General features: G+C 58.3%; 12 protein-coding genes and 2 pseudogenes. 11 read left to right on the top strand and 3 right to left on the bottom strand.

Going from position 1 to position 13,399, the window contains the following annotated elements:
- The first annotated feature begins 350 nt into the window (after nt 1-350).
- Both C4J87_RS12860 and xerC read left to right on the top strand, forming a co-directional pair.
- Nucleotides 351-1,163 carry a M949_RS01915 family surface polysaccharide biosynthesis protein gene (locus tag C4J87_RS12860; RefSeq protein ID WP_124367092.1) on the top strand — a complete coding sequence of 271 codons (813 nt, stop codon included), beginning with the start codon at nt 351-353 and terminating at the stop codon, nt 1,161-1,163.
- A gap of 108 nt (nt 1,164-1,271) precedes the next feature.
- On the top strand, nt 1,272-2,186 hold the full coding sequence (xerC, locus tag C4J87_RS12855) for a tyrosine recombinase XerC (RefSeq protein ID WP_124367091.1): 915 nt from the start codon (nt 1,272-1,274) through the stop codon (nt 2,184-2,186).
- Nucleotides 2,187-2,189: 3 nt separating this feature from the next.
- Here xerC and C4J87_RS12850 read toward each other — a convergent pair whose 3' ends face one another.
- Nucleotides 2,190-3,386, bottom strand: coding sequence for a multidrug effflux MFS transporter (locus C4J87_RS12850; protein ID WP_124367090.1), 1,197 nt, complete (start codon nt 3,384-3,386; stop codon nt 2,190-2,192).
- A 135-nt stretch (nt 3,387-3,521) separates the two neighbouring features.
- Between C4J87_RS12850 and C4J87_RS26705 the strand changes: the two are divergent.
- The 5 genes and pseudogenes from C4J87_RS26705 to C4J87_RS12830 all read left to right on the top strand — a co-directional run.
- Nucleotides 3,522-4,277, top strand: a pseudogene (locus C4J87_RS26705) (MCP four helix bundle domain-containing protein); the annotation flags it as partial.
- On the top strand, nt 4,272-5,135 hold the full coding sequence (locus tag C4J87_RS26700) for a methyl-accepting chemotaxis protein (RefSeq protein WP_372238019.1): 864 nt from the start codon (nt 4,272-4,274) through the stop codon (nt 5,133-5,135). The pseudogene C4J87_RS26705 and the gene C4J87_RS26700, both read left to right, overlap by 6 nt.
- 192 nt (nt 5,136-5,327) lie before the next feature.
- Complete coding sequence (gene rbsK, locus C4J87_RS12840; RefSeq protein WP_124367088.1) at nt 5,328-6,248, top strand: ribokinase; 921 nt, start codon at nt 5,328-5,330, stop codon at nt 6,246-6,248.
- A 26-nt stretch (nt 6,249-6,274) separates the two neighbouring features.
- A complete protein-coding gene (fucP, locus tag C4J87_RS12835; protein WP_124367087.1) occupies nt 6,275-7,606 on the top strand; it encodes an L-fucose:H+ symporter permease in 1,332 nt (443 codons plus the stop codon).
- Nucleotides 7,603-8,649: an aldose 1-epimerase family protein gene (locus C4J87_RS12830; protein ID WP_124367086.1), complete on the top strand. Its 1,047-nt coding sequence runs from the start codon at nt 7,603-7,605 to the stop codon at nt 8,647-8,649. The genes fucP and C4J87_RS12830 overlap by 4 nt, the downstream gene beginning before the upstream one ends.
- On the opposite strand, the gene deoR is transcribed toward C4J87_RS12830, so the two are convergent.
- The gene (gene deoR / locus C4J87_RS12825) at nt 8,646-9,404 is read right to left on the bottom strand and encodes a DNA-binding transcriptional repressor DeoR (RefSeq protein ID WP_124362918.1); all 759 of its coding nucleotides are present in this window, start codon (nt 9,402-9,404) and stop codon (nt 8,646-8,648) included. The two genes, C4J87_RS12830 and deoR, sit on opposite strands and share 4 nt — an antisense overlap.
- Before the next feature lie 128 nt (nt 9,405-9,532).
- On the opposite strand from deoR, the gene deoC reads away from it, so the two are divergent.
- A complete protein-coding gene (gene deoC, locus C4J87_RS12820) occupies nt 9,533-10,216 on the top strand; it encodes a deoxyribose-phosphate aldolase (RefSeq protein WP_124367085.1) in 684 nt (227 codons plus the stop codon).
- Nucleotides 10,217-10,320: 104 nt separating this feature from the next.
- Here deoC and C4J87_RS12815 read toward each other — a convergent pair whose 3' ends face one another.
- A complete protein-coding gene (locus C4J87_RS12815) occupies nt 10,321-10,926 on the bottom strand; it encodes a class I SAM-dependent methyltransferase (protein WP_124367084.1) in 606 nt (201 codons plus the stop codon).
- A 243-nt stretch (nt 10,927-11,169) separates the two neighbouring features.
- On the opposite strand from C4J87_RS12815, the pseudogene C4J87_RS26530 reads away from it, so the two are divergent.
- The 3 genes and pseudogenes from C4J87_RS26530 to C4J87_RS12800 form a co-directional block, all read left to right on the top strand.
- A pseudogene (locus tag C4J87_RS26530) lies at nt 11,170-11,873 on the top strand (site-specific integrase); the annotation flags it as partial.
- Nucleotides 11,874-12,336: 463 nt separating this feature from the next.
- On the top strand, nt 12,337-12,714 hold the full coding sequence (locus C4J87_RS12805; protein ID WP_124365156.1) for a c-type cytochrome: 378 nt from the start codon (nt 12,337-12,339) through the stop codon (nt 12,712-12,714).
- Between the two features lie 156 nt (nt 12,715-12,870).
- Nucleotides 12,871-13,368 carry an FAD-dependent monooxygenase gene (locus C4J87_RS12800; protein WP_124367083.1) on the top strand — a complete coding sequence of 166 codons (498 nt, stop codon included), beginning with the start codon at nt 12,871-12,873 and terminating at the stop codon, nt 13,366-13,368.
- Nucleotides 13,369-13,399: the final 31 nt, after the last annotated feature.

Raw genomic sequence — 13,399 nt, 5'->3', positions numbered from 1 at the left:
CTACAGCCCGCAGATGACAAAGCCGCGCTAAAGATAAAGTGTAATCAATAGGTTAGTCGATAAACCCCGGATTGCTCTGAAGTGATGCCTATAAGGTTAAGCGCAAAAATGTTCAACGAATATGAAAGGCGGATGAAAAACTCGTTTATTTGACAGGTAGACAGCCAGTGTTCAGCAATGTGGCCAAGGTGTTAAAGCCTGTGAATGTTCAGCCGAATAGGAGCGGGCTGGCACCTATCTGGTTCACATGATCAGCCCACGTAGTTGCTCCACTGCCTCTATTCAACAATCTTCTCTGCATTGCCCTTCAAGTGCCGGTAAAGTAAGCCATCTCTTGCCAGGGTACTCGGATGAATAGCGTGCAGCTTTTACGCGGCCAGTTGCGGCCGGTGTTGATCGGATTGTGGGTGTGCGTTGCCTGGGTCACGACCGTGCGGGCCGATGAGGGCGTGACCCTGGCCAGCGTTGACCAGGTACCGGAGGGCGTCGAAGTACGCGGCAAGCAGGTCGCTGCCTATACCTGGGACGACCGCCAGGGCAAGAACCTGCTGGTGCTGGCCGAACAGGTCAGCGAGCGGGACGACGATGGCACCCAGTCGGCCTTTGTCTACGCGGCCCAGTACCTGCTGGCGGGCGAGCATCCCAAGCGCGTGTGGATGCTTTACGACGATGTGCGCCAGTGCGAATTCGACGCCGGGCTGCACTTTGACACGGCAGCCACCCGAGTCACCGACCTTTTGGGTGACGGCACGACCCAGGCGACTGTGGGCTACTCGCGCACCTGCACCAGCGACGTGAGCCCAAATGAATTCAAGCTGATCCTGCACGCCGGCAAGTCCGAGAAGTATCGCCTGCGCGGCGTCGACCGTTACGGCGCAGCCTGGTGGGACGAGGACGCCGGCGCCCTGCGCGGCATGCCATTGCCGACCGATTGCAGCGTTGCCGCGCAGCAGGCGCTGGTCAGCCAGTACAAAGAGCAGGGCACCGAGCTACCGCTGCCGGGCTGCTATGGCGACGAGAAGGATTTTGCCAAGGCACCGGACAGCTACCTGGCGTTCATGCGTCAGCACTGGTTTGCGCTGATGAAAAAACAGGACGCCGACTGGAGCCAGTCCCAGACCCAACCCCAGCAGCCCACGCAAGAGGACGACATGGCACCGTGATTTGATGGCAGTGCCCGGATTGCGCTAGACTCGGCCCTCGCCAATTCAATAAATATCGCGATTAATCAATAGATTGCTCGTGATATTTAATCCAAAGGCTGATCTACCTTGACTGAGTCCATCCGCAACCCGCTGACCCTCTACCTCACCCGCCTGGCGCCTTCCAGCCAGTTGACCATGCGCTACGTGCTGCAGGACGCCGCCGACCGCCTGGGCTTTGAAGACGTCAACCTTGAAGACATCGACTGGCACCTGCTGCAGCCCGAACAGGTGATCGGCCTGGTCGCTGCGTTGCGCGAAGACGGCTATGCGCCGAACACCTCATCGCTGTATGTGAATGCGGTGCGCGGGGTGATGAACGAAGCATGGCGGATGAGCCTGATCAGCCAGGAACACTTGTTGAAGATGCGCTCGGTCAAGGCCGCGTCCGGTACGCGCCTGGGGCAGGGGCGTAACCTGCGCCGCACATTGATCCGCGAAATGATGGAGGTCTGCGCCGCCGACCCGCGCCCGCAAGGCCTGCGCGATGCCGCCGTGATCGGCATCCTGTACGGCTCGGGCATGCGCAAGTCGGAGTCGGTCAACCTTGACCTGGCGCAGATCGATTTTGAGCAGCGCAGCTTGCGCGTGATCGGCAAGGGCAATAAAGAGCTGATCAAATACGCGCCGGACTGGGCCTTCGCCAAGCTGCAGGCCTGGCTGGAGTTTCGTCGCGGGCAACTCAAGGAAGGCGAACAGGACGACCCGTTCCTGTTCAACCGAATCCGTCGCGGCAGCCATATCACCCGTGAACGCATCACCAAGCACGCGATTTACTACATCGCTCGCCAGCGCGGGGACCAGGTGGGCGTGAAGATCATGCCCCATGATTTTCGCCGCTCGTTCATTACCCGGGTGATCGAGGAGCATGACCTGTCGATCGCGCAGAAGCTGGCCCATCACACCAACATCCAGACCACCGCCAGCTATGACGTGCGTGACGACAATGAGCGGCGGCGCGCGGTGGATCGCTTCGATTTGTAAGGCTCAAGCACTCGCCAGGTGCGGCGGCAAGCGGCGCAGCGTCCATATCACCGTGAGCAGGGCGGCGGCCGCGCACAGCGCGATGCCCACCAGCATTGGCGCGGGCGTATGGTCGGCGAACAACCCCACCAGCGTCATCGACACAGCGGCGGTAACCATCTGAATCGCGCCCAGCAACGCCGACGCCGACCCTGCCACCGCACCGTGATCCTCCAGTGACAACACCCCGGCGGCCGGCAACAACAGGCCGAGAAAGCCGAAGCCGACAAACAGCAGGGTCATCATCAACGCCAGGTTATCGCCCCACAGCGTGGTGGCCGCCAGCAGCGCCATCACGGCCGCCACGGCAATTACCGACCAGCGAATCAGCGGTGCCAGGCCAAAGCGCGCGCTCAGGCGGGCTGTCAGCTGGCTCATGGCGAAAAACGAGGCGGCGTTGACGGCAAAGCACAGGCTGAACTGGGTAGGCGTCAAGCCGAAATACTGGATATACACGAACGGCGCACTGCCGATAAACACGAAGAACGTGGCCAGGCCAAAGCCACTGACCACTGCCAAGCCGATAAACACCGGATCGCGCAGCAGCGCGCCGTAGCTGCGGATCGCACCGCCCAGGGTTTTGCCCAGGCGCCGCTCGGCCGGGTGGGTTTCGGGCAGTTGTACAACGGTCATCACCAGGCACAGCACGGCCACCACCGCCAGCACGGCGAACACCTCGCGCCAGCTCCAGAGTGAAATCACCACACTGCCGGCCAGGGGCGCAAGGATCGGCGAGACACTCATCACCAGCATCAGCAACGCCATCAAGCGCGCGGCTTGATGGCCGGTATAGAGGTCGCGCACGATCGCCCGCGGGATGACCATGCCGGCGCACGCGCCAAACGCTTGCAGGGCGCGAAACCCGATCAGCACTTCAATGGTTGGCGCCAGCGCGCAACCGACGCTGGCCACGGCGAAAATCACCAGGCCGGCGTAGATCGGCGGCTTGCGTCCATACACATCGCTGAGCGGCCCGTAGAACAGCTGGCACACGCCGATGATCATGAAAAATACCGTGAGGCTCATCTGCACGGCGGCGGGCGAGGCCTGCAGGCTGGCGCCCAGGGTGGGCAGGGCGGGGAGGTAGCTGTCGATGGCGAACGGGCCGATGGCGGTGATCAACCCCAGCAGCAAGGCGAGGTGGGCAATACGTTGAGGCATGGGTGTCCCGGGGCAAGCAAAAGACGCCCAGCTTAAGGTATCCGCGCAGATCCGCAAACTTGAGCTTCACTAACAGCCAGTGATGCCGATAACGCTAGTAACGACGTATCGGCGCTTGGGTAAGGGGATATCCGCATGACGATCAAATTACGCTTGACGCTGTTGATTGCGACCGGGTTGCTGACCGCCCTGGTCATGAGCCTGGCCGGTTACCTTGGAAACCGACAGATGAGCGCTGCCGTGCAGGAAAACGAGGTCAGCATGACCGTTTTGCGCAACCACATGGAAGCCGACATGATGCATGACGCGCTGCGCGCCGATGTGTTGTCCGCCATGCTGGTGGGCCTGGGCAAAAGCACCACCACCGCCGCAGAGGTCAATAGTTCGCTCAAGGAGCACGCCGAGAACTTTCGCAAGGTACTGGGGGACAACCTCAAGTTGCCGTTGGAAGCCACGCTCAAAACCAACCTCGACAACATCAAGCCCAGCCTGGACACCTACATCAGCGCCGCCGAGCGTATCGTCGCGCTGGCCTTGGGCAACCCCGAAGGCGCTCGCGGGGAGCTTGAAACTTTCAATAAAGCCTTCAGCCAGCTCGAAGATCAAATGGGCGCCTTCAGTGAGTTGATCGAAAGCCATACCGAACGCACCGGCGAGGCTACCCAACAAACTATTCATAACGCCAATCTGATCCTGGGCGCAGTCTTGATCGCCAGCCTGTTGCTACTGCTGGCCCAGGGACGCTGGGTAATCCTCAGCATCATGGGGCCTCTGCAGGCTGCCAGCCGCATCGCCGCGAGTATCGCCAGCGGCAACTTGAGCGAGCCGATTGTCGAGCCCAGCCGCAAGGACGAAGCCAGTTCATTGATTCGCAGCCTTGCCACCATGCAGCGCGACCTGCGCGGCATGATCGACGTGGTGCGCAGCAATGCCCACGGCGTCAATGGCGTGAGCGAACGACTGAGCCAGGGCTGCCATGAAGTGGCGGGCAGCAGCCAGCAGCAAAGCGCCGCAGCCAGCACCATGGCCGCCGCCGCCAGCGAAATGACCGCCAGCATCGAAGAAATCACCCGCCACGCCGGGCGCGCGCTGGACATGGCCAACCAGGCCGAAGCCCTGGCCAAGGACGGCGGCCGGGTGATTCACCAAGTGGTCAGCGACATGGACGGCATTGCCCGTTCCGCCCAACAATCGGCCCTGGTCATTCGCACCCTGGACAAGGAATCCGAGGCCATCTACAGCATCATCCAAGTGATCAAGGGCATCGCCGACCAAACCAACCTGCTGGCCCTCAACGCCGCCATCGAAGCCGCTCGCGCCGGTGAACAAGGGCGCGGTTTTGCCGTTGTTGCCGACGAAGTACGCAGCCTGGCCGGCCGCACCAGCGCCTCCACCCAGGAAATCGCCAGCATGGTCGGGCGTATCCAGCAAAGCACCCGGGAAGCGGTGACCAGCATGGAGGAGGGCGTCGCCCAGGTGGACAAAGGCATGGCCGTGACCGCCGATGTGGAGCGCGCCATTCGCGAGATTCTGCAGGCCACCTTGAGCACCACGGAGTTGGTCAACGACATCTCCCGGACCATCGGCGAGCAGAGCCTGGCCAGCAATGAAATCGCCCACCAGGTGGAGATGATCGCCGGTATGTCGCAAAACAATAGCCGCGTCATCGGTGAAACAGCCGCGACCACCGATGAGCTGGCCGGCCTGGCCGGGAAATTGTCGCAGTCGGTGGATCGGTTCAGCGTGTAGACCTGTTGATCAACGGCCGGCCTCTGAGGCCGGTTTTTTTTGTCCGGAGAAAAGGGGAACCGGGTAAGACCATCCGGCAAAATTGATTCGACCCCACAAAAAAAGATTGAATATTCACACCTAATGTTATTTAAATAACAAAACAAGAGCGACACGCCTTGCCTCGTCGTGCCGTAACAAGGTGGAATAGCAATGAGCAAGATCGCAGTCATCGGCAGCAATATGGTTGATCTGATTACCTACATCGACCGCATGCCGGCCCAGGGCGAGACCCTCGAAGCGCCGGGTTTTGCCCTCGGTTGCGGCGGCAAGGGGGCCAACCAGGCCGTCGCGGCCGCCAAGTTGGGGGCTGATGTCCTGATGCTGAGCAAGGTCGGCGACGACATGTTTGCCGACAACACCGTGGCCAACTTCCAACGCTTTGGCATCGACACCCGTTACGTGCAGCGCGTGCCGGGTGTTTCCAGCGGCGTCGCGCCGATCTTCGTGCGAACTGACTCGCACAACAGCATATTGATCGTCAAAGGAGCCAATGCGCATCTGTCGCCGGCGGACATCGATGCCGCTGCAGCGGACCTGCGTGAATGCACGCTGATCGTGCTGCAGTTGGAAATCAACGTGGAGACGGTCTACCACGCCATCGAATTCGCTCACCGACACGCTATCGCGGTGCTGCTCAACCCGGCACCGGCGCTGACCGGGTTGAGCACCGAGCATCTGGCGCACCTGGACTTCCTGATCCCCAACGAATCGGAACTGGCGCTGATCACCGGTCACGTCGTGAACTCGCCGGCCTCGGCCCAGGCCGCCGCGCGCAGCCTGGTCACCAGCGGCATTCGCCACGTGATCGTCACCCTTGGCGAGCACGGTGCGTTGTACGTGGGCGAAGAGGGCGAATTCCATGTGCCCGGCGTACAGGTGGTGGCCCGTGATACCACGGGGGCCGGCGATGCCTTTATCGGATGCTTCATTCACCACTGGAGCCGCGACGGCCATATCCGTCAGGCCATTGAACAGGCGGTAGCGTATTCCGCGTGCTCGGTCATGGCGCTGGGTACGCAAACGTCTTATCCCGACCACGAAACGTTCACGCGTTTCCAGCAACAGCGGTAACACCCCACCCAGCCCGGAGAACAATAATGAACAAACCTGCGCTGCAACCGACTCCCGATGGCTTCTACCTGAACCGCACGCCCTGGTTCGCCTTTATCCTGCTGTGCAGCATCTTTGCGCTGTGGGCGGCGGCGGCGAGCATGAACGACGTGCTGATCGCCCATTTCAAGAAAGCGTTTCTGCTCAGTGATTTCCAGACCGCCTTTGTGCAGTCGGCGTTTTACCTGGGCTACTTTTTCGTAGCGATCCCGGCCGCGATGGTGGTGCGTCGCTTCAGCTACAAGAGCACGATCCTGATCGGCCTCCTGCTGTATATGTTCGGCTGCCTGTTGTTTTTTCCGGCGGCGTCCACGGCCAAGTACGGCATGTTCCTGTTGGCGCTGTTTGTGATAGCCGCCGGGCTGTCGTTCCTTGAAACCGCGTGCAACACCTATTCGACACTGATGGGGCCACGGGAAACCGGGACCCGACGCTTGAACATTTCGCAAACCTTCCACCCCTTCGGCGCAATGGCCGGGGTGTACGTAGGCAGCTTTGTGATGTTCAAGGACACGGACGCCACCAGGGAACAACTGACGCAGATGAGCGCTTCCGAGGCGGCGGTTGCACAGTTGCAAATGATCCAGTCCACGCTCTTGCCCTACAAGTGGATGATTGCCGTGCTGGTGCTGATCTTTATTCTGATCGCCATTACGCGATTTCCCGCCTGCAAGGGCAATAAGCCCGCTGGCAGCAAGCCCGGCAGTCTGCGTCAGAGCCTGGGCCGCCTGTGGCGCAACCCACGCTTTACCTTTGGCGTATTGGCGCAATTTCTTTACGTGGGCGCCCAGGTCGGCGTGTGGAGTTTCACCATTCGCCTGGCCATGCAAATGGGCGGTATGAACGAGCGCAGCGCCTCCTGGTTTTTGCTGACCACCTTTGCCGCGTATTTTGTCGGCAAGCTGATCGCCAACCTGTTGATGCGGCGGCTGCACCCCGCCAAGGTCCTGGCGATCTACGGGGTGCTGTGTATCGTGCTGCTGGCCTATACCATTCTGGTGCCGAACATTTCGGCGGTGTATGCAGCAGTCGGCGTGAGCATTTTCCTCGGCCCCTGCTGGCCGACCATCTACGGCCTGACCATCGATGGCCTGGGTGAAGACACCGGTGTCGGTGGCTCTTTGCTGGTGATGAGCATTGTAGGCGGCGGGGTGATCCCGATCTTCCAGGGCCTGCTGTCCGACGCCAGCGGCGGCAACATGCAGCTGGCTTACAGCGTGCCGTTACTGTGCTTTATCGTGATCGTGATGTATGCGCTCAAGTGCATGCGCCAACCCGGCACCTTACCGGCGGGCGCCACCGGGGCGGTGGTCTCATGAATACACGTATCCCACTGTACCGAGCGTTGTTTGGCGAGCAGGAAAAGATCCTCCTGCAATCCCCTGCATTCAAGGTCAGTGCCTGGACCTATGCGTCCGGTGTGTTGGCCCTGAGCCTGGAGAACAGCCGTGGCAAGCTGGTGGTACTGCCTTATCAAGGACAGATGATCTGGTCAGCCGAGTTCGACGGTTGCAACCTGACCATGAACAACCTGTTCGAGCAACCTCGGCCCAGCCCGACGATCATCGACACCTATGGCTGCTTCATGTTTCACAGTGGCCTGCTGCGCAATGGTTGCCCGACACCGGACGACACGCACGCCTTGCACGGCGAAATGCCCTGCGCGCCCCTGGACACGGCCTGGCTGGAAGTGGGCGAGGGCTTTTTGCGCCTGGGCGGCTCGTATCAGTACGCCAAGGGGTTCGGCGATCGTTACCTGGCTTGCCCCAGCGTCACATTGCGCGCCGATTCGGCCTTGTTCGATATCGATATGGACGTGACGAACCTGGCCGCAAAGCCCATGGACCTGATGTACATGGCCCACATGAACTACGCGTTTGTGGCCGGTGCGCGGTTTGTCGAACCGTTGGGCGTGCAACGCCTGCGCCTGCGTACCAGCGTGCCGGACCACGTCAAGCCGACGCCAGCCTGGAGCGCCTACATGGCCCGACTGGCCGAGCACCCGACTCAGTTGGCCTGCCTTGAACAGCCGTCACTGTACGACCCCGAGATCGTGTTTTTCTTTGATGGTGTTGCCACTGACGCCGCGGGCCAGGCGCATTTTCTACTCGATCATCCCGATGGCGCGGCGTTTTACACCCGTTACCGTCCCGAACAGTTCGAGCACGCCGCGCGTTGGATCCTGTACACGCCGGATCAGCAAGTGGCGGCGTTCGTTCTGCCGTCCACCTGTGAACCCGAGGGCTATAACGCCGAGAAAGCCAAAGGTCACGTGCGTGTGCTGACGGCTGGAGCCAGCGCTTCGTTCAGTGTCACCACCGGTTACTTGAGTGCGCAGGAGCGGCAGAAACTGTTGGGTTAGACCAGCAATTGCGTGCCGTTGGCCTGGATGACTTCCTTGTAGCCACGGGGGATTTTCTTGTCGCTGACCACGTAGTGAAAGTCTTCCAGGGCGGCGAAGTGAGCGGTGCGCACCGTGTCGAACTTGCTGAAATCGGCGAGCAGCACGCGCTGCTGGGCCTGGCGTATGACCTTTTGCTTGACCTCGACTTCGTTGAAGTTGAAGCACGTCACGCCGAATTCCTGGCTGACGCCGGCGGCGGTCACAAAGGCCCATGTCAGGCGCACGCTGTCGAGGATGCTGCTTTCGGCGCGGCTTTCAAAAACCTGATTCTTGCGGTGAAAGGTGCCACCGCACAACACGATGTGGCAATTGGGCTTGTTCTGCAGTTTGAGCAGCACGTTCAGCGAGCTGCACACCGCCGTGAACTCCAGCGCATCGGGAATGAAATCAACCACAAAAGGCGAGGTGGTGCCGCAGTCAAAAAACACCGTGTCACCGGCCTGGATCAACTGGGCAGCGAGCTTTCCGATGCGGCGTTTTTCCTCAACGTGACGCGTGTCCTGCTCCGCCACGCGATAATCGCCGGCCTCGTTGCCGACTCGCGTGATGTAGCCGCCCAGCAGGCGCAGATGATCGCTGAAATGGTTGAGATCGCGGCGCAGGGTCATTTCGGAAACCTCCAGCAGCGCGGCCATTTCCTTCAAGTGAATGGCATTCTGGTCCTGCAAGGCTTGTTGAATGAGCTTCAGTCGCTCGGCTTTTCTACTGTCCACGAGTATTCCAGAGGTTGATTGTTGTTGTTAAATAAGTAACATTAAATGTTAATATTGTAACTATTTTATGTGCGCACTGTGACACGCGCGCCACAATCATTGGCAACATACAGGCAAGGGCTCGTTAAATGAACAATCTTCCACCCGCAGCATTGGCCAAGTACATCGATCACACCCTGCTGGCTCCCGACGCCTCCCGTGAGCAGATCCGAACCTTGTGCGAAGAGGCCCGCGAACACGGCTTTTACTCCGTGTGCCTGAACTCGGGTCAAGTACCTTACGCCGCGTCATGCCTGACCGACAAAAGCGTAGTGATTTGTGCTGTTGTGGGCTTTCCATTGGGGGCCGGTCTGAGTGACACCAAGGCTTTCGAAGCCCAACGGGCAATTGCCGCCGGGGCAGGGGAGATCGATATGGTGCTCAATATCGGATGGTTGAAAGACGGGCTGCTGGACGCCGTGCGCGAAGACATCGCCCTGGTCCACGAGGCCTGCGGCGCCGTGCCGTTGAAGGTCATACTGGAAACCTGTCTGCTCGACGACAAGCAGAAGGTCCAGGCCTGCGAAATCTGCCGCGACTTGGGTGTGGCGTTCGTCAAGACCTCCACCGGCTTCAGCCGAAGCGGTGCGACAGTCGAAGATGTGGCACTGATGCGCCAGACCGTGGGCGCAGGGGTTGGTGTAAAGGCGTCCGGCGGTGTGCGCGATTATCCGACGGCTTTAAAGATGATTGAAGCCGGGGCGACACGTTTGGGCAGTAGTTCAGGAATTGCGATCGTGGGCGGAGCGATGACGGCGGCGGGTGGTTATTGAAGGTTTTTTGCTGATTGGTGATCGGGAGATATAACTATACTAAATAGTCATTTAGTTGAGTTATACGATATATGTATATAAACGGGCAGGGCAACAGGTCGATTTCAACCGAAAACAGCCAGCCAGATCGTATGCCCGCCACATTCCGGATCTTCTATTATTTGCTCAACGACGCTGAAACCGTGGGCATTGAGCAGCGCATTATATTCACCATGGTCCAGGCTGGCATGATAAAGCGTTTCGCCCTCAAAGCTGCCCAGCGCAACGCCATGTGCCGTGCCACTGGTAAACATCAGTGCAGCACCAGGCTGGGCATGGGCCTGGAAAATCGGGAACATTCGACGCTGATCATCAGGCGTCAGGTGAAAGAAACTGTCCCACGCCAGAATGCCTGCGTAACGCCGATTCAACGCCAACTGGCGCATGTCGGCCACATGCCAGGCGTGCTGCGGGAAACGTTGCCGACACAAGGTGATCATCGCCGTGGACGAATCAATCCCACATACAGCGTGACCCGCGTCGATCAAATAAGCTGCCACGGGTTCGGCGCAGCCACAGCCAACGTCGAGGACATCACCAGCCGCAATCGGCATGGCCTGACGAAAACGATCCAGCCAGGATTGTTCAACGAGGCGCCGTGAACGAACTCGATCCCATGTTTGAGCGTGACGTTCGTAAAGATCGATGATGTGATGGGCTGCTTCATGCATGCGGGAAATCCTGAGGGGATGTGGTTAAGAGGCGTGGCTGAGGTTTGAAATGTACCTGGGAGACGGCCTGTGTGGAATACCAATGGGTTCGCATAATGTATATTATGTTAAACGAGAGGCCATGTCATAAATGTTCATGAGCTGCCTAAGTGACTGATTCGACGAATTCGTTGTTGACGCCTACTCTCTCAACGGGCTATGTCCATAGTGTTCATGACGAATCCTTGAATGAGGTGGCTGCCGATGAGACTGATTCAGTGCCGTTTCTCTTCAGGTCAACGACTACCGCTACTTGTACAAGCTGGTGATGCGACTCCGTTGCCCATACTCATTCCGTTCATCTACGTCCAACTCAAACTCAGGCACCGCGCTTACAATACGGCTGCGGCGCACCTGCGCGCGATCCAGGCTTTCTACGCCTATGCCAAAAGCCGAGATCTGGATATCGATGAGGCCATTTTGGCCTGCCACTTTGAGGCGATTCTGGCTTTGCTGGATGGTTACGCTATTTGGCTCCAAAGTGGCCGTCATGCCGATAATCTGATTGCCCGAATCGGCAAACCGGGCACTGTACTTTTTCAGCAGATCAGTTCACGAACACGTGACCAGTACCTGCTCTGAAGCTCTACACCACGAATATCAATAAAGGTTCTCAGCACGCCTATGTCAGCATCAATGATCGCGAACATGATCCCCGCGACCCGCGCGTTGAAGAGCCTGCGCTCAAAACACATGGACGGACCGTAGGCATCTCCGCACAGTTGTATGAGGTCTACGAGCGCTATATCCAAAGCGACCGGCGCCCTCTGCGTGACGGTAAACCGATGAAATTGCTCTATCGCTATTTGTTCATCTCGGATCGTGGCCGCCCGCTATCGATCCGCGCGTTGTCTAACGTTCTTGATCGGCTGTTTCTGACCATTGAACTGGCTGATCCAGGGTTATTGTCAATTTGATTTTTGATATTGACATATCCAGAAACAAATGTGATCGTAACGCCCATGAGTGAGGATACTACTCATTGTAATAACCACAATAACGCTCAAGGGATTGGCATGTTTCATATCACTGTTATAAATCCATCTTCTCTTTCGCTTGCCTTTCCCTCCCGGGCACTTCGTACACTTTCAGCCTCTGTTCGATGCCGCATCAATGATTGGCGTTATTACGTCCTCGGCATGAAGTCGTCCCTCGTCGGTTGACGAGTACTCAAATCAAATAAAGCCTTTACGGCATGACGTTCAAACATATGCGTAACGACGCGCCGCTCGTTTCTTTTTCTGAAGCGCGCGACGAATTTTATCGGCCTCATGAATCAACATCGGTACATTTGCGACTTCTGGCCACAGAGATAGCGCGGTGCATGGCGGTGTCGCTTGCGACTTGATGGATCAACAAGGCCACAGAAAAATGAAAAGATCACTTATCGGTTTACTAGGATTTTTATCGCTGCTTCAGACATCACTTTCCTTTGCCGACAACGCCAACGGAAAAGCCCTTTTTGTACAGCGATGCGCCGTGTGTCACGGCCCCGACATCAAGGGAACAGGGCCGCTGGCCAATAAAAGCAATCCACCAACGCCAGACCTTACAACGGCTGCGTTCAAGAAGCGTCTCAATGATTATCCGGGCGTGATTGTGTCCTCAATAATACTTCGCCCCAGTGGAAGCCTGATTCCAAAAACGTTGCGAGAGAATGGCGTGAAGATACCGCCACATGCCTGGAGCGTGAATGATCTGCGTGACTTGCATCAATACATGAGTGACGTCATTACAAAGAAACGATGATTGTCAAAGGTGTGACGGATACATAAATCCGGTAACCCTTACACAGTGACTGGAAATCAAATCGCTCGATAACGCGCTGATGAAGTATTAGACGTGATCAATAGCTATTGCTGAATTATATTCAAGCCTTATAACTCAGAGCAGAGGGACAAACCCATGCGGACAAAGGTTGCAATCGTTGGAGCGGGCCCGGCGGGATTGATGTTGGGGCAACTTCTCTCGCTGATGAACATAAGCAACGTGATTGTTGAAAGTCGCTCAAGGGATTACGTCGAGGGGCGGAGTCGCGCCGGCCAGATCACCCCTGCCACGGTGAAGATTCTGACCGAAAGCGGTGTTGGTTCGAGGGTTCACGCTCAAGGAATGGTGCATTCGGCACTGCAATTCCATTACGACGGTGCGACACGCGAGCTGGACTTCCAGGCAATGACCGGGCGCACGGTCACCATCTATGGCCAGCAGGAGATCATTAAAGACCTCATTGCAGCGCGGTTGAAAACAGAGTTCCCGATCATGGCGCTGAGGCACCGGGAATTGCCGATCTATGGCGTGCAGTTTCATCCCGAGTCAGTGATGACCCAGCAAGGCCTGGCGATGCTGGGCAACTACCTTCAACTGGTTGAGGCTGTCCGCCCCGCCAGGGCAGCGATCTGATCGTTCGCGCTGAGGCGACGCCGGGTCGCCG

This window comes from Pseudomonas sp. R1-43-08, assembly GCF_003852255.1.
Taxonomy (GTDB): Bacteria; Pseudomonadota; Gammaproteobacteria; order Pseudomonadales; family Pseudomonadaceae; genus Aquipseudomonas.
This window is presented reverse-complemented; position numbering and strand designations above follow the sequence as displayed.